The organism is Microbispora sitophila (assembly GCF_014892245.1).
GTDB lineage: Bacteria > Actinomycetota > Actinomycetes > Streptosporangiales > Streptosporangiaceae > Microbispora > Microbispora siamensis.
Genome location: NZ_JADBGC010000029.1, coordinates 47423 through 72645, shown reverse-complemented (window position 1 = coordinate 72645; position 25223 = coordinate 47423). Strand labels below are relative to the sequence as shown.

Genomic DNA, 25223 nt, shown 5'->3' with positions numbered 1-25223 from the left:
TACGCCTCCGCCACAACGGTGAGGAATCCATGACGGCTGTCAGCACCGCCGAAACCCAGCACGGGCTCGGCTCCAGGCTCGCCGCCCTGGCCAAGATCGTCGAGCTGGGACAGGGCCGGCTCGACCCGGCGCTGGTCACGGAGGCCGCCCAACTCCTGCTGCGCGCGGGCGACCGGCTCAAGCTGTCGTCCGACCACACGGTCGTCGCGCTCGCCGGTGGCACGGGGAGCGGGAAGTCGTCCCTGTTCAACGCCGTCTCCGGGCTGGAGCTCTCGCCCATCGGCGTACGCAGGCCGACCACGGCGCGCACCCACGCCTGCGTGTGGGGCATCGACGGCGCGGGCCCGCTGCTCGACTGGCTGCAGATCCAGTGGCGGCACCGGTTCGCCCGCGCCAGCGCCCTCGACAAGGGCGAGAGCCAGTTGCACGGGCTGATCCTGCTCGACCTGCCCGACCACGACTCGATCCGCGCGCTCACCGACCACGAGGCCCACCGGCTGATCCAGGTGGCCGACCTCATCGTGTGGGTGCTCGACCCGCAGAAGTACGCCGACGCCTCGGTGCACCGGCGTTACGTGACCGAGCTGACCGGGCACGACGCGGTGACGGTCTTCGTGCTGAACCAGTCCGACCGGCTCACCCCGGAGGAGCAGGCGGAGTGCGTGGCCGACCTGGAGGATCTCCTCCGGCGTGAGGGCGTCACGCATCCCCGGGTGGTCGCGACGTCCGCCACCACCGGCAAGGGCGTGGACAGTCTGAAGGCCGTCCTGGCCGAGTCCGTGGCCGCCCGGCGTGCGGCCTACCAGCGCCTGGAGGCCGACCTCGACCGGCTGGTGCTGCGCCTGGTGAAGGACGTGCCGGAGTTGCTGCGGGTCGAGCCCACGGTGGACGGCGCGCGGCGCGCCGGGCTGGTCGACGCGCTGTGCGACGCGATCGGCGTCTCCGCGCTCGGCGAGGCCCTCGAGAACGTGTACGCCGTCAGGTCCGGCGACTGGGTCGGCTGGCCGTACGCGCGCTGGGCGGCGCGGCTGCGGCCCGACCCACTGAAGAGCCTGCGCCTGGGGGCCGTGAAGGACGACATCCGCGGCCTGGTCGCGAGTGCGGTTACCGCCCAGCCCGCCGAGGTGGACAACGCGGTGCAGGCGCTCGCCGACGGGCTGACGGGAGGCATGCCCGAGGTGTGGCGCGACGGCGTGCGCGAGGCGGCCCGCTCGCGGGTGGACGAGCTTCCCGAGGCGCTGTCGGAGGAGCTGTCGGAGGTGGCTCCGCCGCTCGACCGGGTGCCCGTCTGGTGGTGGCTGCTGAAGATCTGGCAGTACCTCCTGGTGGTCATGTTCGTCGCGAGCCTCGCCTGGGCGGGCGCGATCCTCGCGTACGGCGTGTTCAAGGCGGGCCGTCCGCCGGCCGAGGTCCTCGGCGACGTGGCCGTGCTGCCCTGGGTGGGGCTGATGATGATCAGCGTCCTCGGGCTCGGCCTGTTCTCGGCCATGGCGAGCAGGAACTTCGTGGTGCTCGCCGCGGGCAAGGAACGCGACCGGCTGGAGCACGACATGAGACGTCGCGTGGGCGTCCTGGCGCAGGACATGGTCGTCCAGCCGGTCGAGCGCGAACTGAGCCGCTACAACGAGTTCTTCGGCGCCATGGCGGCCGCCCGGCGCTGAACGCCTGCGACCGGGGGCCGAACGCCTGCGACCGGGGGCTGAACGCCTGCGACCCGGAGTTGGACGCCTGCCGTCCGCCCGTGCCCGGCGACCGCGTGCACAAGCCGGAGCGTTGTCCACAGGCGCGGCTTCGTCCACAGAACGGGTTTCTGGCCCGTACGGCGGTGGGCTGCGCGGCCAGTGTGTCCCCCGAGCCCGGCGAGTGACCGGGCCGGGGAGGCACTTCGATGAACGACATCTACGTCACGCTGAGCGGGAACGTCACCGACGACCCCCGGCAGTACCAGTTCCGCGACGGCTCGCGTGTCACCTCGATGCGGATGGCCGTCAACAGGCGCGTCCTCGACCAGCAGACCAACACCTGGCAGACCAGGGACACCACCTACTACACCGTGCGCTGCTACCGAGGCCTGGCGGACAACGTGCAGCAGTCGATCCGCAAGGGCCACCCGGTCGTCGTGTACGGCAAGCTGCGGATCAAGCAGTTCGAGCGCGACGGAGAGCAGCGGTTCTGGGCGGAGATCGAGGCCAGCTCGGTGGGCCATGACCTGAAGTGGGGCATCGCCACCTTCGAGAAGCCGATCCGGGCCTACTCGGCGGGCGCCCCGAGCGACGACGAGCGCCATGCGATGGAGGACGCGACGCGGGAGTGGGAGCTGACCGGTCCCACCGTCCTCGGCGCCGCGCCCGTCGTCGACGGAGGCGGCGACGAGGCGTTCGACGCCCTCGTCGGCGAACGGGGCACGAACGGCACGGCCTTGCCGGCGGCCGGAGCGCGGGGAACCGCCGGCGCCGACCACGCCGACGGAGCCTGGCAGGGCGACGAGACACCGCAGACCGGCGGCACTGAGCAGACCGGCACTGAGCAGACCGGCACGCAGACCGCTACGGAGGAGACCGGCACGGAGGAAAGCGCGACGGACGGAGCGACGGGCCCGGAGCGCGGGCCGCGGGAAAGCGCCGAGGCCGCCTGGCTCCCACCCGCACTGGCGGCCTAGCGGCGCTTCGCCGGTCAGCCGTGCGCGGCCGATCGGTTCAGGCAGGGACAGGCAGGGAGTAGTGCGATGCGGGCGTGATCCCGGGAAACCCGCGCGTGTCCGGCAGCGGCCGGAGGCGGTTGCCGCTGAGATGTTCGCTTCTTTGGCCCGCCGGGAGCCGGCGGGCCAAAGAGCAGAGCTGTCCTTCGGGCCCCTGCCTGCGGCCGCCATCCGCAGGTCACCTCGGGCCGCTTCCGCTGCCCATCCCCGCTCCTGCCCGGCCGGATCACCCCGGTCATAATCGGGTCATGGGAAAGAGCTATGAACGGATAGACGGGAGATTGCGTGCCTTCATCGAGGCGCAGCACATCTTCTTCACCGCCACGGCGCCGCTGGACGGCGATGGCACCGTCAACCTCTCGCCCAAGGGGCTGAGCGGCTCGTTCGCCGTGCTCGACGAGCTCACCGTGGCCTACCTCGATTTCGCCGGCAGCAACGCCGAGACGATCGCCCATCTGCGCGAGAACGGCCGCATCACCCTCATGTGGTGCGCCTTCGACGGCCCTCCCAACATCGTGCGGGTGCACGGTCGCGGAGAGCCGGTCTTCCGCGACGATCCGCGTTGGGCCGGCCTGATGCGCCACTTCCCGCACATCGACCCGAGCCGGCACGGCCTGCGCGCGATCATCGTCGTGACCGCCGAGAAGATCCGTGACACGTGCGGGTACGCCGTCCCGTTCATGACCTATGAAGAGGACCGCCCGCTGCACGGGTCGCGTTTCGAACGCGAGACCGATGAGTCGCTCGACGCGTATTTCCACAAGAAGGAGCACGTCGCGACCAGCATCGACGGCCTGCCGGGTCTGCCCCTGCCGCTGCCGCCGCTTCCCCGCATCCCCTAGCACCCGGCGGGAGCCGGCCTGCTCGCCGCCCTGGGCGGCACCACGGCCTCGGCTGGAGCAGCACGAATGCCGGGTCGGGCAAACCGCCGCAGATGCCTTCTTAGCCCATCAGATGCAGATGGCCATCGTGCCAAGGTAGCGGTTCCCGTCGCGCATCGCACCCTCCGCAACTATTGTGTTACTCATCGTGAGATGGGCTTCGGCTACTGGGGGGCGGGATGACGGCAACCGGTCAGACCTCGGCCAGGCCGCGAAGCGCGATCTGCTCGCGAAGTCGCTGGCCGCTGCTGGCCCAGCCGCCCGCCCTCGTGTCCTACGTGTGCGCGATCGTGGCGTTCGACGCGGTCCTGATCGCGGTGCTGGCGAAGTCGACCCCGCTCCACGCTCACCACCTCGCCATGTTCGGGGCGCTCACCGTGTGCGGTGCGGTGTGCATCGAGGCGACCCGCCGCCTCGGCATGCCCGCCGGCGTTTCCCGTGACCTGCTGTCCGCCTGGTGGTTGCCGGTGGCGTTCCTGCTTCCGCCGGTCTACGCCCTGCTCGCGCCCATACCGATGCAGATCCTGCTGCAGCTCAGGGTGCGGGCGACCGTGCTGTATCGCCGCGTGTTCAGCGCGGCGGCGATCGGGCTCGCGGCGGCCTCCGCCTCGGCCGTCTTCCATCGCTCGGTCTCCGTCCCCGCGCACCTGTCGGCGGGAGAGGGCCGGCCGATCGCGATCGCGGCGGCCTGCGCGGTGCTGTTCACGGTGCTCAACACCGCGTTGATCGCGGTCGCGGCGCACGCCTCCGACCCGGAGGGCCGCTGGGGCGAGGTCCTGTGGGACCGCGAACGCGTCCTGCTCGACGCGGTCGAGCTCTGTCTCGGCGTGCTCGTCGCGGTCGTCTGCGGCCTCAACCTGGCGCTGCTGCTGCTCGTGCTGCCGCCCGTCGTGCTGCTCCAGCGGAGCCTGCTGCACGCCCAGCTCCAGGCCGCGGCCCGTACGGATCCGAAGACGGGCCTGCTGAACGCGGCCGCCTGGCAGCGGGAGGCGGACACGGAGATCGTCAGGGCCCAGCGGACCGGGGACGCCCTCGCGCTGGTCCTGGTGGACATCGACCACTTCAAGAAGGTCAACGACACCTACGGCCACCTGGTGGGCGATCAGGTCCTCGCCCAGGTGGCGGCCACCCTCCGTACGCAACTGCGCGAGTACGACGTGGTGGGGCGGTTCGGCGGCGAGGAGTTCGTCGTGCTGCTGCCCGGCGCCGACGTGCACGAGGCGAGGCGGGTGGCCGAGCGGCTGCGCGCCCGGGTGGGCCGGATGGTGGTCCCCGCCGAGCAGGCGACGATCACGGTCACGGTGTCCGCCGGAGTGGCCATCATGAACGTTCACGGTGAGGACCTGATCGAGCTGCTGGCCGCCGCCGACCTCGCCCTCTACCGTGCGAAAGAGCTCGGCAGGGACAGGGTTTGCCTCCCGGCCGCCCCACTGGCCCCACCTCCCCGCAGCGCGGACGGCGCTGCCGGTGCGATCCCCTAGGCTTGAAGGTATGCCGGAGTACATCTACACGTTGCAGCGCGTGCGCAAAGCGCACGGTGACAAGGTGGTTCTCGACGACGTCACGTTGTCGTTCCTGCCAGGGGCCAAGATCGGTGTCCTGGGCCCGAACGGCACGGGCAAGTCGACGCTGCTCAAGATGATGGCGGGGCTGGAGCAGCCGTCCAACGGCGAGGCCCGGCTGATGCCCGGCTTCACGGTCGGCATCCTGCTGCAGGAGCCGTCGCTCAACGAGTCGAAGACCGTGCTCGGGAACGTCGAGGAGGGCGTCGCCGAGACCAAGGCGATGCTCGACCGGTTCAACGAGATCGCCGAGCAGATGGCCACCGACTACAGCGACGAGCTGCTGGAGGAGATGGGCCGCCTGCAGGACGCGCTCGACCACCGCAACGCCTGGGACCTCGACAGCCAGCTCGAACAGGCCATGGACGCGCTGCGCTGCCCGCCGCCCGACGCCGAGGTGACCACGCTCAGCGGTGGCGAGCGGCGCCGGGTCGCACTGTGCAAGCTGCTGCTGGAGCAGCCCGACCTGCTGCTGCTCGACGAGCCCACCAACCACCTCGACGCCGAGAGCGTCCAGTGGCTGGAGCAGCACCTGGAGAAGTACCCCGGCACCGTCCTGGCCGTCACCCACGACCGTTACTTCCTCGACAACGTGGCCGGCTGGATCCTGGAGCTCGACCGCGGTCGCTGCTATGCCTACGAGGGCAATTACTCCACCTACCTGGAGGCCAAGGCCGCGCGTCTGAAGGTCGAGGGCCAGAAGGACGTCAAGCGCAAGAAGCGCCTGGAGGAGGAGCTGGAGTGGGTGCGCTCCAACGCGCGCGCCCGCCAGACCAAGAGCCGCGCCCGTCTCCAGCGCTACGAGGAGATGGCCGCCGAAGCCGACAAGTACCGCAAGCTCGACTTCGAGGAGATCCAGATCCCGCCGGGCCCGCGTCTGGGCACGACGGTCATCCGGGCCGAGAAGCTGAGCAAGGGCTTCGGCGATCGGCTGCTCATGGACGAGCTGTCCTTCGACCTGCCGCGCAACGGCATCGTCGGCATCATCGGCCCGAACGGCGTCGGCAAGACCACGCTGTTCCGGATGATCACGGGGTCCGAGACTCCGGACACCGGGTCCATCACGGTCGGCGAGACCGTCAAGATCTCGTACGTGGACCAGGGCAGGGCCGGCATCGACCCGAGCAAGAACGTCTGGCAGGTCGTCTCCGACGGGCTCGACCACATCAAGGTCGGCAACGTCGAGATGCCCTCGCGGGCGTACGTCGCGGCGTTCGGCTTCAAGGGCCCCGACCAGCAGAAGCTCGCGGGCGTCCTGTCCGGCGGCGAGCGCAACCGGCTCAACCTCGCGCTCACCCTCAAGCAGGGCGGCAACGTGCTGCTCCTGGACGAGCCCACCAACGACCTCGACACCGAGACGTTGTCCAGCCTGGAGAACGCGCTGCTCGACTTCCCGGGCTGCGCCGTGATCACCTCGCACGACCGGTGGTTCCTCGACCGCATCGCCACGCACATCCTGGCGTGGGAAGAGGGCTCGAACTGGTTCTGGTTCGAGGGCAACTTCGCCGACTACGAGAAGAACAAGGTCGAGCGGCTGGGCGCGGACGCCGCCCGTCCGCACCGGGTCACCTACCGCAAGCTCACCCGCGACTGAGCCGAGTTCACGTCCGCTGTCCGCGGGCCCCCGTCCCCCGCCGCCGGGCGGGGGACGGGGGCCCGTTAGGTTTGACCGGTGACCGAGCTACGCCATCCTCCAGAGCAGCTGACCCGCTTCGTCTTCGAGCGCAAGGTGCGCTTCGCCGACATCGACAGCTTCGGCCACGTCAACAACGTCCGCTTCCTCGACTACCTGGAGGACGCGCGGGTGTCCATGCTGTGGGAGCGGCCGCGTGAGACCGCCGGCCGCCGGCAGGACCTGGTGGTCGCCCGGCACGAGATCGACTACCGGAGGCCGCTGACCTTCCGCGCCGATCCCGTCCGCGTCGAGGTGTGGGTCACCGAGATCTCCAGGGTCCGGTTCACCCTCGCGTACGAGATCCGCGACGACGAGACGCTCTACGTCGAGGCGCGCACGGTCATGGTCGCCTACGATGCGGCGGCGGCCCGCCCCCGCAGGCTCGACGAGGACGAGCTCGCGTACCTCAAGCGGTTCTCCACCGCTCCGTGACCGGCCGCGACGGCGCGAGCCGGCGGCCGGTCACGGAGACGGGGCGAGGTCAGCCGGTGAGCAGCCAGGCCGCGGTGTCGGCGGGGAGGGCGGTGCCGTCGAGCGGACCGCTGGTGATCAGCACCTGGTCGTGGGGCGGGAGCGCGACCGCGCCCTCACCGCAGTTGATCACGCAGATCAGCCGGCCCCGCTGGAAGAACAGCGTCTCCTCGGGCGACTCCAGCCAGGTGATCGCGTCGGGCAGCGTGCCACGCAGCTCCCGGCGCGTCTGCAGCACCCGGCGGTAGAACCACAGCGTCGAGGACGGGTCGGCCGCCTGCCGTTCGGCCGTGAGGTTCGCCCAGTTCGCCGGCTGCGGCAGCCACGACCCGCCCGGCCCGAAGCCGTACGGCGGCTCGGTGCCCGACCAGGGCAGCGGCACCCGGCAGCCGTCGCGCCCCGGCACCTCGCCGTTCGACCGCGCGAAGATCGGGTCCTGCCGCGCCTCCGGAGGCAGGTCGGTGACCTCGGGCAGCCCCAGCTCCTCGCCCTGGTACAGGTAGGCCGACCCGGGAAGGGCGAGCATGGCGAGCAACGCCGCGCGGGCCCGGGCCAGACCGGCCCCCGGGTCGAGCGACCCCTGGCCGTAGCGGGTCACGTGCCGTACGACGTCGTGGTTGGACAGCACCCAGGTCGGCGAGGTCACGGCCTTGAGGGTGTCGTCGATGACCTTCCGGAAGGCCGTGGCCGACCAGGGGGCCTCCAGCCAGGCGAAGTTGAAGCTCTGGTGGAGCTCGTCGGGCCGCACGTACAACGCGAGGTCCTCGGCCGAGTCGGTCCAGACCTCGCCGACGGCGACCCGGGTGCCGGGATAGGAGTCGAGCACCCGCCGCCAGTCGCGGTAGATGTCGTGCACCTCCGGCTGACTCCAGATCGGTGAGTTGGAGGTGAAGCCCGGATCGGTGTCGGGCAGCCCCTCCGCCTTGATCAGCCCCATCGCGACGTCGATCCGGAAGCCGTCCACCCCCCGGTCGAGCCAGAACCGCAGGATGTCGAGGAACTCCTCCCGCACCTCCGGGTTGCGCCAGTTGAAGTCGGGCTGCTCGGGCGCGAACAGGTGGAGGTACCACTGCCCGTCGGGCACCTGCGTCCACGCCGGGCCCCCGAAGGTCGACAGCCAGTTGTTCGGCTCTCCGTGGCCGCTTCCGCCGCCCTCGGGACCGCCGTCCCGGAACATGTACCGTTCGCGCTCCTGGGAGCCCCTGAGGGACGCCAGGGCCTTCTGGAACCAGGGGTGGGCCGACGAGCTGTGGTTCGGCACGATGTCCACCATCAGCCGCAGGCCGTGCGCGTGCGCGTCGGCGACCAGGTCGTCGAAGTCGGCCAGCGATCCGAACAACGGATCGACGTCGCGATAGTCCGCCACGTCGTAGCCGCCGTCGGCCATGGGGGAGGGGTAGAAGGGGGTCAGCCAGATCGCGTCGACGCCGAGCTCGGCGAGGTACGGCAGGCGGTCGCGGATTCCCGCCAGGTCGCCCGTACCGTCGCCGGAGGCGTCGGCGAAACTGCGGACGTAGATCTCATAGACAACGGCATCACGCCACCAGGGGGTTGTTTCCATGAGTCTTGGGCTGCCCGCTGCTTCCGTTACTTATGCGTTGACCATGCTGTGGGCGGCGTAGACGAGGTAGTCCCACAGCTCCTTCTCACGCTCGGCCGGCAGGCCGAGGGAACGCACGGCGTCGCCCATGTGCCTGAGCCAGGCGTCTCGTGCCGCCTCGTCGATGACGAACGGCACGTGCCGCATCCGCAGCCGGGGGTGGCCGCGCTGCTCGCTGTAGGTCCTCGGGCCGCCCCAGTATTGGATGAGGAACAGGCGCAGCCGCTCCTCCGCCCCGGTGAGGTCCTCTTCGGGGTACATCGGGCGCAGCAGCGGGTCTTCCGCGACGCCCTCGTAGAACCTGCGGACGAGCCGCTCGAAGGCCTCCTCGCCGCCGATCGCCTCGTAGAAGGACAGGGTCTGCTCGCTGGTCACGATTTCAGCCTAAGTCAGCTACCGATCGGTAAGGTCAGGCGGCGAAGGTGAGGCTCTTCTCGTCGAAGGCCCGCTTCACCCGCAGGCGCAGCTCACGGGCGACCTCCAGGTGCCGCGCGGGCACGGTCTTCGCGCTGATCCGGAAGATGACGGACGAGCCCGAGACCGACTCCAGGCCGAAGACCTGCGGCTCCTCGACGATGACCGTGTCCCGGTACTCCGGGTCCTCCCATAGGTCGTGCGCGAGGTCGTTGAGCAGCTCGCGGACCGTCGCCACGTCGCTGTCGTACGGCACCGGCACGTCCACCAGGGCCCTCGACCAGCCCTGCGACTCGTTGCCGATCCGGGTGATCGTGCCGTTGCGCACGTACCAGACCTTGCCGTCGGCGTCGCGCAGCCGGGTGATGCGCAGCGTGACGGCCTCCACCGTGCCGACGGCCACCCCGGTGTCGATCACGTCGCCCACGCCGTACTGGTCCTCCAGCAGCATGAACATGCCGGCGATGAAGTCCTTGACCAGCTCCTGGGCGCCGAAGCCGACCGCCACACCGATGATGCCGACACTCGTGAGCAGCGGCGCCAGCTCGACCCCGAGCTTCGCGAAGACCATCAATGCCGCGGTGCCCAGGATCACGACCGATGCGAGGCTCCGCAGCACCGAGCCCATCGTCTCGGCGCGCGCCCTGCGGCGCTCCGTCATGATCGCCACCGCGGCCTCCGTGCTGCTCAGCACGGTCTTGCCGCGCAACCGCTCCGGCAGCACGCCGACGCTGGCCCGCATGGTGAGCCGGGTGATCAGCCGGTGGACGACGTTCCGGATGATCAGCGCTCCGGCCAGGATCAGCACGAGCATCACGAGCACGTCGACGACGCCGGCCACGAGCTGCACCCAGGCCGGGAACTCCCGGTCCGGGAAGGCGCTGTTGAGAACCGTGCAGAAGACGCCCTCGCTCTTCTCGCACGCCTTCGTCACAGCCGCGGCCGCCTCGGTCAGGTCGGGCACGGTCGGCGCAGGACTGGGCGTCGCGGGCGACAGCGGTAACACGAGGTGGATCCCCCCCGGATCGGATCAACGGCAGTTCTTGAACGTAGCCAATACTGCCGACTGATCCGGCCTCCGTCACATCGCCGGGGAAGACGGAAGCGCGTCCCGTCCGGGGCCGCGGAGGGCGGACCGGACACGCTCCAGTGACGGTGTGGCAGGACGCGGGCGCGCACCCGGAAGCGCGCCCGACGCGTTCTCCAAGCGGGGATCCCCCTCGATCACCGTCCGGCCCCACCTGCTCGACAGGGCCGGACGGCGGTCCATGACGACCGGCGAACCGGTCGGCCGCGAGATGCGGACGGGGTCGGGGCGGGCGGGACGCCGCAGCGTGGCCGTCGCGCCGGGGCGGCGCGACGGCCACGCTCCGCACCGGGCGTCTCGCCCGCCCCCTGAGGCCGCGGTGGATGCGGCGGCCCACGGCGACTGCGCTTTCACTCTCGCTTTCACCTTGGGTGGCCGCCGCCTTCCCCTACTCGCTCACCGCGGCAAGCACGCGGGCCACCTTCGTGGCCGCTCCGGCGGGGTCGTCCGCCCGGTGCATCCGCTCACCCCAGGACCACCAGTAGTCGGCCGCCTGGCAGACGACGTTCTCCGTGAGGCTCGTCGCGTCGGGATTGATCACGCGTACGTAGGCGCGGCCCGACGGGGTGCGCACGACTCGCGCGAGTAAGCCCCGCGCGTCGAGTTCGGCCACCAGATGTTCCAGGCGCCGGAAATCGTCCTCCCCCACCGTAGGTCCTCCTTAATTTCCGTTCGCGGGCGGAATGTGTACTTTGCGTTCCCGTCTGTTCACTCTGGTGCGCCAAAGATGGCTCACGGAACTGCTCGGGTCAACGAGGGCGACAAGCGGCCGCGGTGAAGGAAAGCCCATGTTGGTTGAAAGAAAACCCCTATCGGGAGACGATCCTTAGTCGGCACGTTCAAGTTGGGGGCTTGGCCGCGCCAACTATGGTCCATCATTATGGTGTGGTCGGAGCGCGACGAGTAAGTCACTCTCCGTCACGAAGCGAGGACCGCTCGAGACCACGGGCTGCGACTGCGGCCGGCCACGAGAGAGGGGCCGGAATGTCCGGTCGGCAACACAGGGAGACGGAGATCGCGCGCCGGATCCGGGCGCGGGGCTTGGCCGCCGGGCGCAGCCTGGCCGAGATCGCCGAGGAGATCGCCAACGACTGCGGACCACAGTTCGGCACGACTCGGATCAAGGCACATCGCCTCTCGCACGGTGTGGCGCTCGCCGACGTGATCGAGCAGGTGCGCGCTCTCTTCGAGAGGGACGGAAAACCCGTCCCCGGCATCGGCGAGACGCTACTGTCCGCGTACGAGTCGGGCATGAAGCGGCCCGGCCCGGAGTATCTCCACTACCTGTGCTCGGTCTACCGGGTGGAACCGCTGGCCCTCGGGTTCGAAAGCCCGTGCATCTGCGGCCACGGACACCTGGCCGAATCAGGTGGTGGCGATCCAGAACAGGACAGACCTATCACTTCACCCGCTCCGTGGGGTGCGCCGACCCCGTCGGGCGTCGGCACCCCGCCTGTGGACGGGGGCGAGGAGGACGAGAACGTGCTACGGAGGACGCTGTTGAGGCTCCTCGCCGGCGGCACCGTCGGGGCGGTTGGGCTGAAGGAGCTCAACGAAGAGGTGCTCGGCGCGGTGGAGAACCTCCGCCGGCGGATGGACGAAACCATGGTCACGGCCACCGTCTCGCCGGCGATGCTCGACCAGTGGGAGCAGGCCACGTTCGGCTTCGGGCGGCAGTACATGAACACCCCGCCCGTGCGGCTGCTCTGCGACGTCATGCTGGAGTTCACCGCCGTACGGAAGGCCCTGGACCGCCGGCAGCCCATCGACGTGCAGGAGCGGCTGTGCCGGATGGCCGCCCAGCTCGCCGGGCTCTCGGGGATGATAATGATCGACCTCGGGGACCAGCGGATGGCCCGCTCGTTCTTCCGGACGGGCCGGATGGCGGCGGACGAGACCGGCGACCGGGCCCTGCGTGCGTGGGTCACCGCCCGCGAGGCGCTGGTCCCGCTCTACTACGGCGACCCGCGTGAGGCGCTCACGCTGGCGAAGAAGAGCCGCGACCTGGCCGGCCACACCCCCTGTGCCGCGCGGACCATGGCGCCCGTCGTCGAGGCGAGGGCGCTGGCGAAGATCGCCGGTATCAACGGCTCGCGGCACGAGGTGGTCGAGCAGGCCAAGCGGGCCCTGCATCGCGCCAGGGCGGCCTTCCAGCAGATGAACGACAGCGACCGGGAGGACCCGGCGTTCGGCTACACCGAGCGGCAGCTCTACTTCTACCAGGGCGACGTCCTGGTGAAGCTGGGGCAGACCGTGGAGGCCGACGTGATCCTGCAGCAGGCGCTCGACAAGTACACGGACGAGGACCTGCTCGACCAGACCCTGATCCGGTTCGACCGGGCGATGTGCCGGCTCATCGACGGCGACGTCGAGGCCGCGCTCAAGCTCGGCCAGGAGGCCATCGAGCTGGTCGACAAGGACTACCGGACCGACCTGCTGCTCAAACCGGCGTACGACCTGGCGAAGGAGGTCAGGGCCAAGCACGGCGACTCGGCCCGGCTGCAGGCCTTCTGTGAGGTGATCAAGCAGAGCCGGGTCACGATCCCGCCGGAACTGCTCCGGGACGCCGGGTGACGTGGGTACCGAGGAGGACGTGTGGCAGGAGACGCGCTGGCGGGAGATCTCGAGCCGGGAGATCCCGTGAGAGGCGGGGAGAGCGGGACCGCGCCGCTGAGGATCCGGCGATACCGCTGGTCCGACCTCGACGCGGTGTGGTCCCTCCATCAGATCGGCCTGGCCCAGGTGGGCGTCGTGCCGGGCGACGGCGTCTACTACGACGACGACTTCCCCCGGATCACCGAGGTCTACCTGGCTGCCGGGGGTGACTTCCTGGTGGGAGAGGTGCCGGGGTCGGGGCTCGTCGCGATGGGTGGCCTGCGGCGCATCGACGCCGACACGGCCGAGATGTGCCGTCTCCGGGTCCACCCCGATCACCAGCGGCGCGGCTACGGCGCGCGGATCACGCAGGAGCTCGAGGATCGGGCGCGCGGGCTCGGCTACAGGACGTTGCGCGGTGACACCACCCTGCGTCAGGTCGCCGCGCTGGAGCTCTATCGCAAATCCGGGTGGCGGGAGCTGCGGCGCGAGGTACGCGGCGACAACGTGGTGATTTACATCGAGAAGCAGCTAAATGCCGTAGTCTCGCCACTTTTCTCCCGATAGATAATGCTTCCATCCCTTGGCGGATAGCTGATCCCTGCGAATACTTGTGCCTTGTCCGCAAGAGTGGGGAAAGAGGCATGATGAAGAAGATCATTATCCGTAAGCCGGGGACGACCAAGCTGAGCGGCACCTCGAGCGTCATCCACAAGGGGTGAGGGACCACCCGAGCCACATCTGGGTCCGGGGAGACCTCTCCCGGGACCGCGTAGCGGCCCTCCGAGCGCTTGCTCTGGAGATGCCGCCTCTCATGGCGCCCGTCGTCAACGGGCACCGCCGGCTACGCGGTCCGTACACGGTCGGTGGCGCGATCCTGCGCGCCCTCGTCCCGGTCGCCTTGGAGCGTTCCCCGGGCCTGGTGGCGGAACACGACATCGAGATCCGCGCCGTCGCTCCCAGCCTGCGCCCTCGGGTGCCGGCGCGGCGGCAGACCATCGAGGCCCGCCTGACGGAGGACGAGCGGATTCTCGTGCCCGCGCCGCGACGCACGCTGCGCATCGCCAACGGGATCGCCGAGTTCGTCCGCGACTGCCTCGAAGAGCCGCGGACGCTGCTGGTGGACAACCTGCACGAGGCGGATCCGGCCGACCGCGAACTGCTGCGCGTCCTGGCGCGCCGGGTGCCGGATCTGACGCTGGCCCTGGGCTCCGCGGAGTCCCGACGGGAGGGCGCGTGGGAGGGCGCGCGGCTGGTGGAGGCGCGGGCCCAAGGCGGGCCGCCCGACGACTACGTCGCCTCGGACTGCACCTCCGACGACCCGCGGGCCTACCGGGCGTACCTGTCGCTGCCGCCGGAGGAGCGGGCGCGCCGGCACGACCGGCGCGCCGCCGAGCTGAGGGCCCACGCCGCGGCGGCGGAGCACGCCCTGGGCGCGGTGCCCTACCACCTGGAGCACGGCGGCGACCTGGAGGCGGCGGCGCAGGCCCTGTGGGCGGCGGTGGACCACTGCGTCACCGAGGGCTTCCTGCACGCGGTCGTGGAGCTGGGCTCGCGCGGCCTGCGGCTGGTGGAGCCGGGTTCCGACCTGTGGTGGCGCTTCACCCACCGCACCGCGACCGCCCTGGCGGGGCTGGGCCGGCGGGCGCACGCGCAGGAGCTGTACGACCAGGCCCGGCGGGTCAGCGTCGATCCGGCCGTGCACGCCGCCGCCGCGTACGGCACGGCGATGCTCGACGCGCGCGACCGCGATCCGGCGCGGCGCGATCTGGCCAGGGCCAGAGGCTGGATCAACGAGGCGATAGCGATCTCCACGCTGCTGCCCGACCGGCGGACCCGAGCCTTCAAACTCGGGTTCGACCAGAACGGCCGCGCGCTGATCGAGCTGCGCGAGGGGCGGGTCGACGAGGCGCTCGGCCTGGTGCGCTCGGCCATCGACCTGGCCGAGCGCGACCTTCCGCCGGACGCCCACCCCGTGCACCGGATGGTGCTGTTCGCCAACCGCGCGCAGCTCCTCGCGCGAATGGGCCGCAAGGAGGAGGCGCTGGCCGACTTCGACCGGGCCGTCGCGATCGACCCGGGCTTCCCCGACCACTATCTCGACCGGGGCAACCTGCTGTTCGAGCTGGGACGTACGGACGAGGCGCTGGCCGACTACGAGACGGCGATGCGGGTGAGCCCGCCGTTGCCCGAGGCGTACTACAACCGGGCGGAGCTGCGCCTGGCCGCCGGGGACCTGGACGGCGCCCGGGCCGACCTCGACCACGTGCTCGACCTCGACCCCGGCTACCTCGACGCGTACGTCAACCGGGCCGGCGTGCTGGAGATGCTCGGCGAGCACGAGGCCGCCAGGCGCGACGTCGAGGCGGGGCTCGCGCTGGACCCCGGCAACGCGCACCTGCACGGCGTGCTCGGGCAACTGGAGACCGAGGCCGGCCGCTACGCGGAGGCCGCCTTGGCCTTCGACGCGGCGCTGTCGGCCGACGCCCGCCTGGCCTCGGCCTGGGCGAACCGCGCGACCCTGCGGTTCGAGACCGGTGACGCGCAGGGGGCCGTCGACGACCTGACCCAGGCGATCGAGCTGGGCGAGGACGCGGCCCTGTACTTCAACCGGGCCACCGCGCTCGACGCGCTCGGCCGGGGCCGGGAGGCGCTGCTCGACCTGCGCCGGGCGCTGTCCCTGGCCCCCGGCGACCCCGACGTACGCGCGGCGCTGGAGCGGCACGAGAAGGAGGGCTGACGCGGGGACGATCATGGCGGGCGGCCGGCCGCCCGCCATGATCGCCTCCACCTGCCCGCACCCTCCGATCCGCTGGCCCTACCCTTGAAGCCGACACCGTCACCCGTCGAGGATCTGAGCATGAGCGCTGAATATGTGCTGACCCTTTCCTGTCCGGACCGGCCCGGAGTGGTCGCGGCCGTCTCCGGGCTGCTGGCCGGGAAGGGCTGCAACATCATCGAGAGCCAGCAGTTCGGCGACCCGGTCGAAGAGCGGTTCTTCATGCGCGTGCAGTTCTCCAGCGGGTGCGCCGCCGACGAGCTGCGGGCCGCGTTCGCCTCGCTCGCGCCGGAGTTCGCCATGGAGTTCCAGCTCTTCGACCTCGCGGTGCGGACACGTGCGCTGGTGCTCGTCAGCCGGTTCGACCACTGCCTCAACGACCTGCTCTACCGGGTGCGCTCGGGCCTGCTGCCCATCGAGATCGTGGGCGTCGCGTCCAACCACCCCGACCTGCGCCCCCTCACCCAGTCGTACGGCGTGGACTACCACCACCTGCCGGTCACCGCGGAGACCAAGCCCCGGCAGGAGGCGGAGATCCTCACACTGGTCGACCACTATCAGGCCGACCTGGTCGTGCTCGCCCGCTACATGCAGGTGCTCTCACAGGAGATGTGCGCCAAGCTCGCCGGGCGGATGATCAACATCCACCACTCGTTCCTGCCGTCGTTCAAGGGCGCCAAGCCGTACCATCAGGCGTACTCCCGGGGCGTGAAGCTGATCGGCGCCACGGCACACTACGTGACGCCCGACCTCGACGAGGGGCCGATCATCGAGCAGGAGGTCGCGCGGGTGAACCACACCCACTCGCCCGAGGACCTCGCCGCGATCGGCCGTGACCTCGAATGCCAGGCGCTGGCCCGGGCCGTCCGCTGGCACGCCGAGCACCGCGTGCTGCTGGACGGCCACAAGACCGTCATCTTCCCGCGCTGACCTCTACGCCTCAGCCGACCTTCAGGCCGGTATGCCGGGCCATGAACGCGAGCTGGTCGGCCGAGAGCTCGACCGACCGGCTCACCGCCCGGGCGCCGTGTCCTACCTCGGTCTCGTTGCGCAGCAGGATCGGGCGGTCGCCCGCCTGGGCGTGCTGCAGGGCCGCCGCCATCTTCCACGCGTGCAGGGGATGGACGCGGGTGTCGGAGGCGAACACGGCGAACAGCGTGGCCGGGTACGACACCCCCTCACGCACATGGTGGTAGGGCGAGTAGCCCCACAGCCAGGCGAACTCCTCCGGCACGTCGGCCGAGCCGTACTCGACGTTCCAGGTCGCTCCGAGACCGAACTTCTCATACCGGACCATGTCGAGCAGCGGGGCCAGGCAGACGACGGCCGCGTACAGGTCGGGGCGCTGGGTGAGCGCCGCGCCGACGAGCAGGCCGCCGTTGGAGCCGCCGGAGATGGCGAGCCGGTCCGGGCTGGTGACGCCGGTGGCGATGAGATGCTCAGCCGCCGCGTGCAGGTCGTCGAAGACGTTCTGCTTGTTGCCGAGCATGCCGTCCCGGTGCCACTGCTCGCCCTCCTCGCCGCCGCCGCGAAGCTGGGCGACCGCGTAGACGCCGCCCGCCTCGACCCAGGCCAGCGTCGTGGCGGAGAACCCGGGGTTCATCGGGACCCCGAAGCCGCCGTAGCCGTACAGGATGGTGGGACGGGGCCCGGAGCCGGGGCGTGAGGTGATCAGCATGCGCACCTCGGTGCCGTCCTTGGACCGGTAGACCACCTGCTCGGTCGTCGCCTCGGGCACCTCCACCGCGCCGGGAGGCGCTTCCCAGAGGGAGGTCTCGCCGGTGAGCGCGTCGTAGTGGTAGACCGCGGTCGGGGTGATGCCGTCGGTGTAGCTGAACCAGGCCTCGTGCCCGCCCTCCGGACGCTCGGAGATCCCCCCGATCGAGCCGAGCCCCGGCAGCGGGACCTCGCCGATCCGCTCGCCGCCCTCCAGGGCGTGGACGGAGATCTCGCCGATCGCGTGCCGTGTCCAGCCGACGAGCAGGACCGGCTCGGCCATGCCGTCGAGGATCGCGAAGTCGGACAGCACCGCCTCGCCGTCCTCGGGAATCAGGTCGCGCCAGTGCTCGGGGCCCGGCGTCTCCGGTGAGGTGACGCAGACCCGCCCGCGCGGGGCGTCGAGGTCGGTGAAGACGTAAAGCCGCCCGTCGCGGCCGAAGTGGAGCCCGGTCTGGGCGTCGACGTCCTTTTGCACGGTGACCAGTTCCGGCGCCTGCGGCGACGAGGCGACCAGGTCGGCCACCCACAGGTCGTTGCGCGGGGCCGTTCCCCGTGAGGCGGAGACCGACAGCCATCTGCCGTCGAGGGAGACCGAGACCCCGTAGTAGTTGGTCTTCTCCAGGCCCTCGCCGAAGATCAGCACGTCGTCGTCGGGGGAGGTTCCGACGCGGTGCAGGTAGACGCGGCGGTGGTACTGCTCCTCGCCGGCCGGGACCAGCGAGGGCGCCAGCCTGCGTACGTAGTAGAACGCCTCACCGCCGGGCAGCCAGGCCACGGGGGAGTAGCGGCAGCGGTCGATCGGCCCCTCGACGACCTCTCCGGTCACCACGTCGACGACGTACAGGCGCGACTCCTCGTCACCGCCGACCGAGATCTGGTACGCCAGCCGGTTGCCCTCCTTGTCCGGCTGGTAGGAGTCGAGCGTGGTCAGGCCCGAGGGGTCGAGGGCGGTCGGGTCGAGCAGCACGCGCTCGCCGTCTCCGTCCGCGACGTACAGCACCGGGTGCTCCTGGTCGGGGGCCCGGCGGGTGAAGAAGCGACGCTCGCCGCGCCAGGACGGCGTCCCCACCGACCCGGATCGCAGCAGTTCGGCGATGCGCTCCCGGAAGTGGTCGCGCCCTTCGAGTTCGGCGGACCGGAACAAGGTTTCCTGCGCGTCCAGCCACTCCTTCGTCGCCGGATCGTCCGGATCCTCCAGCCACCGGTACGGGTCGGGGACGGGCGTTCCGTGGAGATCGTCGACGATGTCGTCACGGCGGGCTGGTGGGTACGGCACTCGGCTCATGCTGGCACTTTAAATCAGCCGGACGACTGCGACGGTACATCGTCCGTACCCGGCCAAGACGGGAATAAAGGGGTGAACGGCTGGGCATAGAAGCAGCAGGCGTCCCAGTCGTTCACCTCACAGACCCTTTTTATGGGGTGGCGAAGGGGCCGCCGAAAAGGCCACACTTTGGTGAAGGGCGGTGCCGTGGTGACGATCCGCTGGGCCGTCCGGCGGAGGTCCCTGTGACGGAAGCACCAGGGTCCCAACAGACGGGGCCACAACCCAGGCGCACAGCCGAGACCGCTGTGGAGGCCGGCTGATGCGCCAAGTCCTGCTACTCAACGCCACATACGAACCGCTGACCACGCTCTCCCTGCACCGGGCCGTCATCCTGGTGCTGAGAGAGAAGGCGGACGTCGTTCACCGCGACGGCCGGGGTGCGGTTCTGCGCTCGGCCACCCGCACGCTCGACGTCCCCTCGGTGATCCGGCTCCGGCGTTACGTCCGCATCCCCTACCGGACGCGTATCCCGCTCACCCGGGCGGCGCTGATGCGCCGGGACAACTTCCGCTGCGCCTACTGCGGCCAGCGGGCCGAGACCATCGACCACGTCATCCCGCGGTCTCGGGGAGGCCCCCACACCTGGGAGAACTGCGTCGCCTCGTGCATGCCGTGCAACCATCGGAAGGCCGACAGGCTGCTGGAGGAACTCGGGTGGGCGCTGAGCGTGGCCCCCGTGGTGCCGCACGGCGCGCACTGGCGGCTCATCGGCGCGCAACTCGACGGCGATCCGCAGTGGGCGCCCTACCTGTCGGAGACGGCGGCCTGACGGGTGACGTCATGAACTGGACGTTCACCAGCGACGTGGAGGAGTACGCCGCGGCGGCCGAGCCCTGGCTGCTGCGCGATCCCGTCCGCAGCACGGTCATGCTGACCGTGCTGCGCGGGATCCGCGGCGGCCAGTTCACGGCCGAGCCTTTGCTGGCCTGGCTGGAGGACGGCGGCATCGTGGTGGGGGCGGCCTGTCAGACGCCGCCCTATCCGCTCGCGCTTGGCGACGTCCCGCTCGCGGCGCTTCCCCTGCTGGCGCGCGACCTCATCGAGATGGACCACGACGTGCCCGCGGTCGGCGGTCCCGTGGCCGTCGCCGAGGCGTTCGCCCGCGCCTGGTGGCGGCCGGAGACACGCCGCCGGGCCGAGCGCCTCTACCGTCTCGGCGCGCTGCGGGCACCCTCCGCGCCGGGGAAGCCCCGCGTCGCCGGCACCGACGACCTGCCGATCGCCGTGCGCTTCTTCCGGGAGTTCCAGGAGGAGGCGCATGTCGAGCGCACGGCCGATCCCACCCCGGTCGTCGCCGCGCGTGTCAACCGCGAGGAACTGGTCCTGTGGGAGGACGACGACCGGCCCGTGTCCATCGCCGGCGCCTCCGCGCCGATCGCCGGCATGTCCCGGATCGGCCCCGTCTACACCCCGCCCGACCTGCGCGGACGCGGGTACGGCAGCGCCGTCGCCCATGCAGCGAGCAGGAAGGCGCTCGACGACGGTGCCACCGAGGTGCTGCTGTTCACCGATCTGAGCAACCTCACGTCGAACTCCATCTACCAGCGGCTCGGCTACCGGCCCATCGCCGACTACGCCACCATCCACTTCGCCTGAGGTGCTTCCCGTGCTTCCCCTGTGGCGCTCGCGTCCGCCGCGTCGGGCCGTAATCTGGACGCATGCCTCGCTATGACTACCGTTGCCGCGCGTGCGGATCGACGTTCGAGCTCAACCGTCCCATGGCGGAGGCCGGTGACCGGGCGGTCTGCCCCTCCGGCCACGACGACACCGTGAAGCTGCTGTCCACCGTGGCCGTCACGGGCAGGGCCTCCGGGGCTTCCGCTCCCCGTCCGGCGGGTGGCGGGGGCGGCGGTTGCTGCGGCGGTGGCTGCTGCGGCGGCTGAGCCGTACTGTCTCCGGTCGCGCCGCCGTGTCCGGCCGTGCGGTCCGCGGGCGTGGGCGCCACGCCCGCGGGCCGGCGGGGTCAGGCCGCGGACGGCCGCCTGGTGCGCGAACGCCGTTGGAACGGCAGGTAGCGCTGCGGCAGGTGGGCGCGGGCCGGCAGGTCGGTCGGCTCGACCGCCAGGATGCGGTCGAAGCGGAAGGCCCGGATCGACCGGCGCATCCGGCACCAGCCCACCAGGTACCAGAACTCGCCGTGGACCAGGCAGGTCACCGGCTCGACGTCGCGGACCGTCATCCGGCCCGCGGCGTCGTGATACTGGATGCGGATCACCAGGCGTGCGGTGATCGCGTTGGCCACCGCCCGCGCCCGCCGGGCGACGTCCGTGGGCAGCGGAGTGGTCAGGGTGGTCAGGGTCGTGGCGATGACGTCGTCGTCCAGATCGAGATGCTCGAAGGCGTGGCGCAGTCCGCGCCGGGCGGTGACCGACTGCGGGCCGGCACCGAGGTGAGCGAGCGACAGGGCGAGGGCGGCGAGTTCCTCGGCGGTCAGCGCGTGCCGAATGACGTTGGCCATACCTCGACAATAACGGCGAGGACTGACATTTTTCCGAACGCGTGCTCGCAAGAAGAGGCAGTATGGCCTATCCTTCCGGCCATCTTTTCCTGACTGGGGCGCCTATCCGCCGACGGGGAAAACCACTTCCCGGCCCCTGCCGGTCACTGTAGTTCCTCCGGTGCCTGGTCGTGGTGGACGACGCGGGGCGTCGGCGGCGACGCCGTGCGCCGGGAGATCGGGGCGGCGCCGGACGGTTCGCAGCGGGCGCGGCGGGCGGATGACGCGCTGAAACTTTCACCGGCCGGGCTCCGCCCGGAAATCGCGGCGGTCGAGGTATTCGAAATATTTCGCCGAATTACCCGCATAAATGTCGTGATCGCCGCTGCATATCGGATTTCGGCCGAGGGATCGGCCGGCGCCAGGTTTCGGGCGCTCGGCAGGGCACACTTTCGCGTGCCTGCCGGCCCGACGTTCCGGCCCTGCCGAAATCGCTGGTGATTGACGGTGCCCCGGGGAGGTGGTGAATTCGCGGTGCTCGATGTCGAGGGGAGAACGTTACTCATGTTTGCTGTGAATTCAGCCCGGCGGGTGCTCGCGTTCGGTGCGGCGCTCGTCACGACCGGCGTGCTGAGCCTGGCACTCGCGCCCAGCCCTGCCATGGCCGGCACCGTCACGCTGCAGGCCACGGTGGACTGCCTCAACTACAACAGTTTCGGGGACACCAGGGACTGGTACCCCATCGCCCCGGCCGTCGGCGCCTCGCCGTACGGGGGAGGAGGGGCGGTGCCCTACACCAGCATGGTCGCGGTCCCGGCCACGCACGCGTGGCAGTTCACGCAGGCGCTGCCCAGTGGGACGACGTCCGTCAGCGTCTCCGCCAAGTGCAGCGAGGGCCATACGTACGACCTCACCGGCTCCACGGGCGGCGTCAGCATCCCCGCGGGAACCACCACCGTGACCGCCACCTGGGGCTGCACGACGGCCCCGGTCTATCCCGGTCCGTGGATGACAAACTGCAGCGTGCAGTCGGTTTCCTACAGCTGACCGGTATGAACACGTGGGGCCGCCTCCGGCGAGGCGGCCCCGAACGACCTACCGGGAGAGCTGGGACAGGTCGCGGGACGCGCCGGTCGAGGCCGAGGTGGTCAGCGCGGCGTACGCCTGCAGGGCGGCCGACACCGGGCGGTTCCGGTCGCGCGGCCGGTAGCCGCCGAGGTCGGCCAGCAGCCGCTCGCGGCGGGCGGCCAGCACGTCCTCGGCCACCTTGAGCTCGATCGAGCGACCCGGGATGTCGATCTCGATGGTGTCGCCGTCCTCGACCAGGGCCATCGTGCCGCCCTCGGCCGCCTCCGGGGAGGCGTGGCCGATGGACAGGCCGGACGTGCCGCCGGAGAAGCGGCCGTCGGTGACCAGCGCGCACACCTTGCCCAGGCCCCGGCCCTTCAGGAAGCTCGTCGGGTAGAGCATCTCCTGCATGCCCGGGCCGCCCTTGGGGCCCTCGTAGCGGATGACGACCACGTCACCGGGCTTGACCCGGTTGCCGAGGATGCCCTCGACGGCGTCCTCCTGCGACTCGAACACCACGGCGGGGCCGGAGAAGCGCCAGATCGACTCGTCCACGCCGGCCGTCTTGACCACGCAGCCGTCCTGGGCGAGGTTGCCGTACAGCACGGCGAGGCCGCCGTCCCTGGTGTACGCGTGGTCGAGGTCGCGGATGCAGCCCTCGGCGCGGTCGAGGTCGAGCGACTCCCAGCGGGCGTCCTGCGAGTACGCCTTGACGGTCCGCACGTTGCCGGGCGCCGCGTGCCACAGTTCCACGGCCTCGTCGGTGACCTCGGGCGACTTGGGGTCCCACTTGGCGATGTACTCCGCGATGGAGGCGGAGTGGACGGTCGGCAGGTCGCGGTGGAGCAGGCCGGCCCGGTCCAGCTCGCCGAGGATGCCGGGGATGCCGCCCGCCCGGTGCACGTCCTCGACGTGGTACTTCATCGTCGCGGGGGCGACCTTGCACAGGCACGGCACCCGCAGCGACAGCTCGTTGATCTCCTTGAGCCCGAAGTCGACGCCCGCCTCGCGGGCGGCGGCCAGGATGTGGAGGATCGTGTTGGTCGAACCGCCCATGGCGACGTCGAGCGCCATCGCGTTCTCGAACGCCTCGCGGGTGGCGATGCTCCTCGGCAGGACGGACTCGTCGTCCTCCTCGTAGTAGCGCCGGGTGAGGTCGACGATCCGCCGTCCCGCGTCCTCGAACAGGGCCTTGCGGGCGGTGTGGGTGGCGAGCGTGGTGCCGTTGCCCGGCAGGGCCAGGCCGATCGCCTCGGTGAGACAGTTCATGGAGTTGGCCGTGAACATGCCGCTGCAGGACCCGCAGGTCGGGCAGGCGTTCTCCTCCATCTCGAGGAGGTCGGCGTCCGACACGCTCGCGTCGGCGGAGGCGATCATCGGGTCGATCAGGTCGAGCTTGCGGCCGGGGACCTTGCCGGCCTCCATCGGGCCGCCGGACACGAAGATCGTGGGAATGTTCAGCCGCATCGCGGCGAGCAGCATGCCCGGCGTGATCTTGTCGCAGTTGGACACGCAGACCAGCGCGTCGGCGCAGTGGGCGTTGACCATGTACTCGACCGCGTCGGCGATCAGCTCGCGGGACGGCAGCGAGTAGAGCATGCCGCCGTGGCCCATCGCGATGCCGTCGTCCACGGCGATCGTGTTGAACTCGCGCGGGATGGCCCCCGCCTCGCGGACCGCGCCGGCCACCACCTCGGCGACCTCGCGCAGGTGCACGTGGCCGGGCACGAACTGGGTGAAGCTGTTGGCCACCGCGACGATCGGCTTGCCGAGGTCGCTGCCCGCTACGCCCGTGGCCCTGAGCAGCGCACGGGCGCCGGCCATGTTCCTGCCGTGGGTGACAGTGCGGGACCTGAGAGCGGGCATCGAGGGACCCCCATCCGGAGACTACTGAGTCTTCAAATGGTACGACCAGTGCCCGGCTGCCGAGACCCGCTGTCCACGACTCGGACCGTGTCTACTCGGGATACCGCGCGGGCAGCACGCGTTCGGCGGCCCGGTAGATCGCGTCGATCTCCGCGGTGGTGAGCGACCTCTCCCGCTTGGTGATCCACTTGCGCACCAGCCCGCCGGAGAAGACGTCCACCTCACGGATGTTGAGGATGCGCCACGGGATCGGCGGACCGTAGATGGCCAGGGACGGCACCACGGTGATCTCCCGGCCGAGCGCCTTGCTGATCAGGTCGCTGGCCTGCGCCGCCTCCCACCGGGCCTCGTCGAGGCGCGGCTTCTGGTTGAACGGGCCGTGGAAGAGCTTGCGGTGCGACTGGACCCGTACGGGCAGCCGCTTGTCCCACTTCTCCGAGTCCACCGCGTAGACACCGGTGGGGCCGACCACCAGATGGTCGATCTGCGCCTCGCTGCCGGGAATGGCCCTGGCATGCAGCGTTTTGTAGCCGTTGCGCTCCAGCTTCTTGAGCTGGGCCTCCGTCTGGCGCTCGGCGGCGGAGGCGCGCCGCCACGCGGGGATGGAGGAGACCGTCCTCGCCCGGTAGACGGCGTCGGCGACGCACGCGAGGATGGCCGCGGTGAGCCCGAGCCGCCAGCTGCCGAAGAGCACGCCGAACACCACACCCGCCGCGACCGCGATCACGGCCCGGCGGCGCAGGTGGCGGTATCGCGTGTCCTGCCACAGGCTGCTGAGCGACGTGCGCTCGACCGGAGCGTACGTGGGAGACTCCGGCGCCTCAGGTGGCGCCGAAGGGCGTTCCGCCTGCTCCGACGATTGGTCACCCACCCAGATAGGTGACGTATCGTGACCGTCTTCTGGCGCTAGACCGGTATCCACATCACTCACGGTAGTTGAGCCGTCAGCGGCTTGCCTAGTGTTGGATGGTTCATACTTTTGTGGCCTGCTTGAGCCGATTCGTTGCGCGGAAGTGCGGGTATCTTCTCTAGATATCCGCGCCC

The 25223-nt window shown here is 70.6% G+C and carries 21 protein-coding genes and 1 pseudogene; 14 read left to right on the top strand and 8 right to left on the bottom strand.

Features of this window, described 5'->3' with window-relative positions; all coding sequences use genetic code 11:
• The first annotated feature begins 29 nt into the window (after positions 1–29).
• The 6 genes from IL992_RS38185 to IL992_RS38160 all read left to right on the top strand — a co-directional run bounded on the left by IL992_RS38185 (position 30) and on the right by IL992_RS38160 (position 7248).
• On the top strand, positions 30–1661 hold the full coding sequence (locus tag IL992_RS38185) for a GTPase (RefSeq protein WP_193208177.1): 1632 nt from the start codon (positions 30–32) through the stop codon (positions 1659–1661).
• Positions 1662–1888: 227 nt separating this feature from the next.
• A complete protein-coding gene (locus IL992_RS38180; protein ID WP_193208176.1) occupies positions 1889–2659 on the top strand; it encodes a single-stranded DNA-binding protein in 771 nt (256 codons plus the stop codon).
• A gap of 287 nt (positions 2660–2946) precedes the next feature.
• Entirely contained in the window at positions 2947–3540 is a 594-nt protein-coding gene (locus tag IL992_RS38175) for a pyridoxamine 5'-phosphate oxidase family protein (RefSeq protein WP_193208175.1), read from the top strand.
• 218 nt (positions 3541–3758) lie between these two features.
• A complete protein-coding gene (locus IL992_RS38170) occupies positions 3759–5060 on the top strand; it encodes a GGDEF domain-containing protein (protein WP_193208174.1) in 1302 nt (433 codons plus the stop codon).
• Between the two features lie 10 nt (positions 5061–5070).
• The gene (gene ettA / locus IL992_RS38165; RefSeq protein WP_193208173.1) at positions 5071–6735 is read left to right on the top strand and encodes an energy-dependent translational throttle protein EttA; all 1665 of its coding nucleotides are present in this window, start codon (positions 5071–5073) and stop codon (positions 6733–6735) included.
• 78 nt (positions 6736–6813) lie between these two features.
• Positions 6814–7248, top strand: a complete 435-nt coding sequence (locus IL992_RS38160) for an acyl-CoA thioesterase (protein WP_319019087.1) — start codon at positions 6814–6816, stop codon at positions 7246–7248.
• Positions 7249–7297: 49 nt separating this feature from the next.
• On the opposite strand, the gene IL992_RS38155 is transcribed toward IL992_RS38160, so the two are convergent.
• The 4 genes and pseudogenes from IL992_RS38155 to IL992_RS38140 all read right to left on the bottom strand — a co-directional run bounded on the left by IL992_RS38155 (position 7298) and on the right by IL992_RS38140 (position 11037).
• Complete coding sequence (locus IL992_RS38155) at positions 7298–8848, bottom strand: glycoside hydrolase family 13 protein (protein ID WP_193208172.1); 1551 nt, start codon at positions 8846–8848, stop codon at positions 7298–7300.
• Positions 8849–8884: 36 nt separating this feature from the next.
• Positions 8885–9244: pseudogene (locus IL992_RS38150) on the bottom strand (globin); the annotation flags it as partial.
• Positions 9245–9296: 52 nt separating this feature from the next.
• On the bottom strand, positions 9297–10307 hold the full coding sequence (locus IL992_RS38145) for a mechanosensitive ion channel family protein (RefSeq protein ID WP_319019086.1): 1011 nt from the start codon (positions 10305–10307) through the stop codon (positions 9297–9299).
• Between the two features lie 469 nt (positions 10308–10776).
• Positions 10777–11037, bottom strand: coding sequence for a hypothetical protein (locus IL992_RS38140; protein ID WP_030509616.1), 261 nt, complete (start codon positions 11035–11037; stop codon positions 10777–10779).
• Positions 11038–11372: 335 nt separating this feature from the next.
• Between IL992_RS38140 and IL992_RS38135 the strand changes: the two genes are divergently transcribed.
• From IL992_RS38135 to purU, 4 genes are all read left to right on the top strand, one after another.
• Positions 11373–12962: a helix-turn-helix transcriptional regulator gene (locus IL992_RS38135; RefSeq protein WP_193208171.1), complete on the top strand. Its 1590-nt coding sequence runs from the start codon at positions 11373–11375 to the stop codon at positions 12960–12962.
• Between the two features lie 21 nt (positions 12963–12983).
• Complete coding sequence (locus tag IL992_RS38130; RefSeq protein ID WP_319019085.1) at positions 12984–13550, top strand: GNAT family N-acetyltransferase; 567 nt, start codon at positions 12984–12986, stop codon at positions 13548–13550.
• Between the two features lie 247 nt (positions 13551–13797).
• Positions 13798–15723, top strand: coding sequence for a tetratricopeptide repeat protein (locus IL992_RS38125; RefSeq protein WP_226874554.1), 1926 nt, complete (start codon positions 13798–13800; stop codon positions 15721–15723).
• Positions 15724–15843: 120 nt separating this feature from the next.
• On the top strand, positions 15844–16692 hold the full coding sequence (gene purU / locus IL992_RS38120) for a formyltetrahydrofolate deformylase (RefSeq protein WP_193208169.1): 849 nt from the start codon (positions 15844–15846) through the stop codon (positions 16690–16692).
• A 10-nt stretch (positions 16693–16702) separates the two neighbouring features.
• Here the strand turns inward: purU and IL992_RS38115 are convergent, their stop codons facing one another.
• Positions 16703–18766, bottom strand: coding sequence for a prolyl oligopeptidase family serine peptidase (locus IL992_RS38115; RefSeq protein WP_193208168.1), 2064 nt, complete (start codon positions 18764–18766; stop codon positions 16703–16705).
• A 301-nt stretch (positions 18767–19067) separates the two neighbouring features.
• Here IL992_RS38115 and IL992_RS38110 point away from each other — a divergent pair, with 301 nt between their 5' ends.
• The 3 genes from IL992_RS38110 to IL992_RS38100 all read left to right on the top strand — a co-directional run bounded on the left by IL992_RS38110 (position 19068) and on the right by IL992_RS38100 (position 20691).
• The gene (locus tag IL992_RS38110; protein WP_193208167.1) at positions 19068–19577 is read left to right on the top strand and encodes an HNH endonuclease; all 510 of its coding nucleotides are present in this window, start codon (positions 19068–19070) and stop codon (positions 19575–19577) included.
• A gap of 11 nt (positions 19578–19588) precedes the next feature.
• The gene (locus IL992_RS38105; RefSeq protein WP_193208166.1) at positions 19589–20404 is read left to right on the top strand and encodes a GNAT family N-acetyltransferase; all 816 of its coding nucleotides are present in this window, start codon (positions 19589–19591) and stop codon (positions 20402–20404) included.
• 62 nt (positions 20405–20466) lie between these two features.
• On the top strand, positions 20467–20691 hold the full coding sequence (locus IL992_RS38100) for an FmdB family zinc ribbon protein (protein ID WP_193208165.1): 225 nt from the start codon (positions 20467–20469) through the stop codon (positions 20689–20691).
• Positions 20692–20771: 80 nt separating this feature from the next.
• Here the strand turns inward: IL992_RS38100 and IL992_RS38095 are convergent, their stop codons facing one another.
• Positions 20772–21266 carry a helix-turn-helix transcriptional regulator gene (locus IL992_RS38095; protein WP_193208164.1) on the bottom strand — a complete coding sequence of 165 codons (495 nt, stop codon included), beginning with the start codon at positions 21264–21266 and terminating at the stop codon, positions 20772–20774.
• A gap of 552 nt (positions 21267–21818) precedes the next feature.
• Between IL992_RS38095 and IL992_RS38090 the strand changes: the two genes are divergently transcribed.
• The gene (locus IL992_RS38090; RefSeq protein ID WP_226874553.1) at positions 21819–22292 is read left to right on the top strand and encodes a hypothetical protein; all 474 of its coding nucleotides are present in this window, start codon (positions 21819–21821) and stop codon (positions 22290–22292) included.
• 48 nt (positions 22293–22340) lie between these two features.
• Here the strand turns inward: IL992_RS38090 and ilvD are convergent, their stop codons facing one another.
• Complete coding sequence (ilvD, locus tag IL992_RS38085) at positions 22341–24179, bottom strand: dihydroxy-acid dehydratase (RefSeq protein WP_193208162.1); 1839 nt, start codon at positions 24177–24179, stop codon at positions 22341–22343.
• Between the two features lie 91 nt (positions 24180–24270).
• Complete coding sequence (locus tag IL992_RS38080; protein ID WP_319019084.1) at positions 24271–25050, bottom strand: nuclease-related domain-containing protein; 780 nt, start codon at positions 25048–25050, stop codon at positions 24271–24273.
• Positions 25051–25223: the final 173 nt, after the last annotated feature.